Annotated in this window: 4 protein-coding genes and 1 pseudogene; all 5 read right to left on the bottom strand. The window is 58.7% G+C overall.

Annotated features, from left to right (window positions below; all coding sequences use genetic code 11):
- Positions 1–118: 118 nt before the first annotated feature.
- A pseudogene (locus ACP7AB_RS16755) lies at positions 119–356 on the bottom strand (IS3 family transposase); the annotation flags it as partial.
- 16 nt (positions 357–372) lie between these two features.
- Positions 373–873 (bottom strand): hypothetical protein, encoded by a 501-nt coding sequence (locus tag ACP7AB_RS16750; protein ID WP_426046201.1) that lies wholly within the window; start codon positions 871–873, stop codon positions 373–375.
- 71 nt (positions 874–944) lie between these two features.
- A complete protein-coding gene (locus ACP7AB_RS16745) occupies positions 945–2,057 on the bottom strand; it encodes a DUF5906 domain-containing protein (RefSeq protein ID WP_426046200.1) in 1,113 nt (370 codons plus the stop codon).
- A gap of 197 nt (positions 2,058–2,254) precedes the next feature.
- Positions 2,255–2,665: a hypothetical protein gene (locus ACP7AB_RS16740; protein ID WP_426046199.1), complete on the bottom strand. Its 411-nt coding sequence runs from the start codon at positions 2,663–2,665 to the stop codon at positions 2,255–2,257.
- Positions 2,662–3,288 (bottom strand): hypothetical protein, encoded by a 627-nt coding sequence (locus ACP7AB_RS16735; protein ID WP_426046198.1) that lies wholly within the window; start codon positions 3,286–3,288, stop codon positions 2,662–2,664. The genes ACP7AB_RS16740 and ACP7AB_RS16735 overlap by 4 nt, the downstream gene beginning before the upstream one ends.
- Between the last annotated feature and the right edge of the window lie 170 nt (positions 3,289–3,458).

Here is a 3,458-nt window from a genome sequence, read left to right as displayed (position 1 = left end):
CATCCCGAACTCGCCGCCTGACATCCGCCAAGCAGCCATCGTTAGACATCAGGAATGAGGGGTCCTTATTCGACGCCGATCACCCCGCTAACGGGGTCCCTTTTCCACGCCGATCCACATCGGTCGGAGCGTTGTCGCCACAGTGGCTCTTGGTGCTCATGAACGGGATGATGCCGGATCGGGAAAGGGCCGACTTATAGCCCTCGGCGGCATACTGGATGACCCGATCGAAGTGATGGAACAGGTCGGCGCGGGTTGGCGTTTGATGGCTACGTTGAGCGACTCCAAGGCGATCTCAGTGAAGGGGGTCTGCCGCATGGTCCAGCCGACATCTTGCGCGGGTGCATGTCGAGGATGGCGAGCGAGGGAGAATCAGTTCGCGAGATCGCAATAGGGATGATACGGCCGCTTCAGGGGCATCACTCGGGGTAGAAGGATTCCGCTTCTCCAGAGCCAATGAAGCAAGTCTTCGACCTCCCACGCATTATTTGGGCGGCCGAGCTTGTGTTTGGCGAGGTAGTCGGCGGCATAAATCCAAAGCATGGACCGGTCTGTTTCGCGAGCACCACAACATGCAATCCAGTCGAACAGCACGTCCATACGATAGTAATCCGCTGGTCCGGGGAACAATCTCTTGTGTTCAGGATCGGGTAGATAAACGGCCGTCACAGACCGCCGCCAATCAGGCATTTTGCGGGGTGAGAAGTTACCTGCTTTGGCCATCTCAGGACCAGCAATGACGTCCCAGGGATTGTAGTTTAAAGCCTCAAGGTTTCTCCGGAACGCCGGATTGCAGATTACAGCAAAAGGACCAGACGGTCGGGGCTTCGTGTTTTCATCGAGCTCTAGGGTCGATGCATATTCGATAGTCATTGGCTTTCCATTTTGGTCAGTTGGTCAGTTGGTCAGTTTGGTCAGAGTTCAAAGCGCTATTAAAATGGGCTTCATCCTCCTTTTCGGAGGAGCTGCTGGTGCAGGTCACTGCCAGCAGGCGAACGAACTGATCGATCCGACCCACAAATGTGATCGCGTAGTTCCGTCTTCGTCGCGTCAACCCACCGGGCGGCATTTCTGACCGCCCACACGCGAGGCGATCCATGCCACTGGGGAGATGGCGCGGCCTGGTTTATGCAAGCGCGGCAGTCGAGCCGGCGGAGTGCTTTTCTGATCTGATTTTCAGTCGCGGGCATTCCGGCGCAGCGGAGCTCGTGGACAACATCTCGCGTGATCACCACGTCACGATCGAATGGTGTTGCGAAGCTACCAATCATCTCCTCAAGCTGAACATCAAGAACCGGGCGTGAGTCCTGAATCGCTTCAGCCTTGGCCGATGTCATCGGGGGTGGAGCGGCCGGGTTGAAGCGGCTGATATCCCGCTCGAGCAAGGAGGCGGCAAACCCTGGAAGCTCTGCGTTCAGAGCCCCGTTGAGCGCGACGAAAAATGCCTCGTCCAACGGCTTATCGGTGACAAAGTCAGGCATCCATTCGCGACGGGCCCCTTCGCCCAATGCAAGAGGGCGGCGATCGTTGGATAGGACAAAGACCAGATTTGGCGTCCGTCCCCAGTAAAAATTGCGGCCCTTGGATTCAACTTGTTGGTGCTGCTGAGTAATCAGCGTCTTGAGCTTATCGGAAACATCGAAGCGGTCGCCGTGAGCGACCTCCTCAATGATGAGCACCGCGCAGTCGAGCAACATATTCACCCAACGGCCGCCCAAGACGTGGCCGTCGACCGTGCTTGAATTGTGGATTCCCACCAGTCTTGAAGCGATTTCAGCGAGGGTCGTTTTCCCACAACCGGGGACTCCCGTGAGGACCAGAGCATGATTGACCTTCTTGCCCGGGAACCGACTAACAAACGCTAGAACGTCGAGGAAGTGATCGCGCTGCTCCGCGACAGGCATCAGGCGATCAACCAACTGCGAGATGAGCGGCCACGGCCCCTGAACTGGCAGGAGCCCAGATGGCTTCCAAGTATTCAGGTACCAGTCACTATCCCGAGGAAATACGAGATCGTCCTCGCCGGGCGCGTAGGCGGTGTCGATGACTTTGGCCATCCGTCCCCAGCGCAGCAGGTCCGTGGAGGGCGGGCGGGCGAACTCATGGGCCAGCAAGCCATCAAGTGATCGGCGTGAAAGCGGGGCTCGCGAGCGCGTGTCGTACCAGACGTCAGGTCCAGCGACATACACATAGCGTGCCGCAGCCTTGGCCCACGCCAGCGGGCGGTAGCCCAATGCTATTGGAGACGCAGCCATCACGCATGCCTCCACAGGGGGCAACGGCTGCAGCCGTCGAAGCCTAGGTCATCGCGAATCGAGCGGCAGGTTCGAGGCGCGGATGCAGTGCACGCATGCTCCAACTTCTGATCCGTCTCGGCGCTGTCATATCGCTCATCCGCCTTGCTCAGCTCATGGAATTGGCGATGACCTTCGTCGCATCGACCAAGAAGGCCGGCGACGGCGTACCAGAAGGGTTCGGGCAGCGCCGCCGCGTGAGAAACACAGTGCGCGGCAAATGCGCAGCCCGCGACAATCGCTGGCCAGTCGGCAAGCTCATTCGAAAAAGTCGGCGATCCCGACGGTGGTTCTGCCCGGCGATCGGGTGCCCGCCCCGCATCAGCCTTGGCTCCAAACCGTTCGAGGTCAGCGAGAGTGATGCTGTTCATGTCAATATCCTCACCGGTCGAGGCGGATCATATTTATGGTTGAGCGTGCCCGTGACCCGGATCAACCGGTTCAGGTCGCCGGTCCCGTCGAGCTTGAAGCCATACGTTTGCTTCGCCGACCGTCGGATCCGTTGTTGAAAGTTTGCGCTGGCCTTCCTCGCTCTAGCAGCCCTCGCCTCGTCCCCGATTGGCAAAGACAAGGCCTCTTCCAGTTGCCACAGCGCCAACAGGCCACCGCCTGTTTCGAGGACTAACGACGGTTCTGGTGCTCCGGCTGCTTCCAATACTCGAGCGAGGTCATGCGGAGACCCAGGCAAAGACGTCTCAGCGTGCTTCCCCCAAGTGCAATCGAAATCCAGCGAGACCAGAGAGAACTGAGAAGCACCTGCTGCCGTCCCTCGTTTCCCCGGCGGCGGTGCGGCGTGCTGAAGCGCACTTTCCACATAAACATCATGTGTCTTGCCGAGTGCGGAAATGAACCCCTGGGCTTGAAGAGCCTCGGAAACGTGGAAAGACTTGGATTGTATGCCCTTTGTGCCAGGGAGCCTGAAGCCAACGACGATGAAGCCTTCCGATGCATCAGCGACGACCATCGACAGCACGGGATCAAGCGAAGGGATCACGACCATCCCCCCGGTTGATAGTGTTAGACGTCAGATACTGCTCGATGTCTGAGAGTCTGACTCATAATGATTCTGATGGATATCAGGCTCTTGCCAGTCTGCGGGTGAGCAGGCGGATATGGGCGACGAAGACCCAGGCGGTGGCCGAGGCGATGGTGGCCTCGAAGTCC

It is taken from the genome of Brevundimonas sp. TWP3-1-2b1 (assembly GCF_049896165.1).
In the GTDB taxonomy this organism is placed as follows: Bacteria; Pseudomonadota; Alphaproteobacteria; order Caulobacterales; family Caulobacteraceae; genus Brevundimonas; species Brevundimonas subvibrioides_B.
Note: the sequence above shows the minus strand (reverse complement) of the source record. Positions and strands in the feature narration are given on the sequence as shown.

Bases quoted from the DNA above. Each gene is read 5' to 3' on its own strand.
- ACP7AB_RS16750 (WP_426046201.1), bottom strand. From the start codon at position 873: ATGACTATCGAATATGCATCGACCCTAGAGCTCGATGAAAACACGAAG.
- ACP7AB_RS16745 (WP_426046200.1), bottom strand. From the start codon at position 2,057: ATGGCCAAAGTCATCGACACCGCCTACGCGCCCGGCGAGGACGATCTC.
- ACP7AB_RS16740 (WP_426046199.1), bottom strand. From the start codon at position 2,665: ATGAACAGCATCACTCTCGCTGACCTCGAACGGTTTGGAGCCAAGGCT.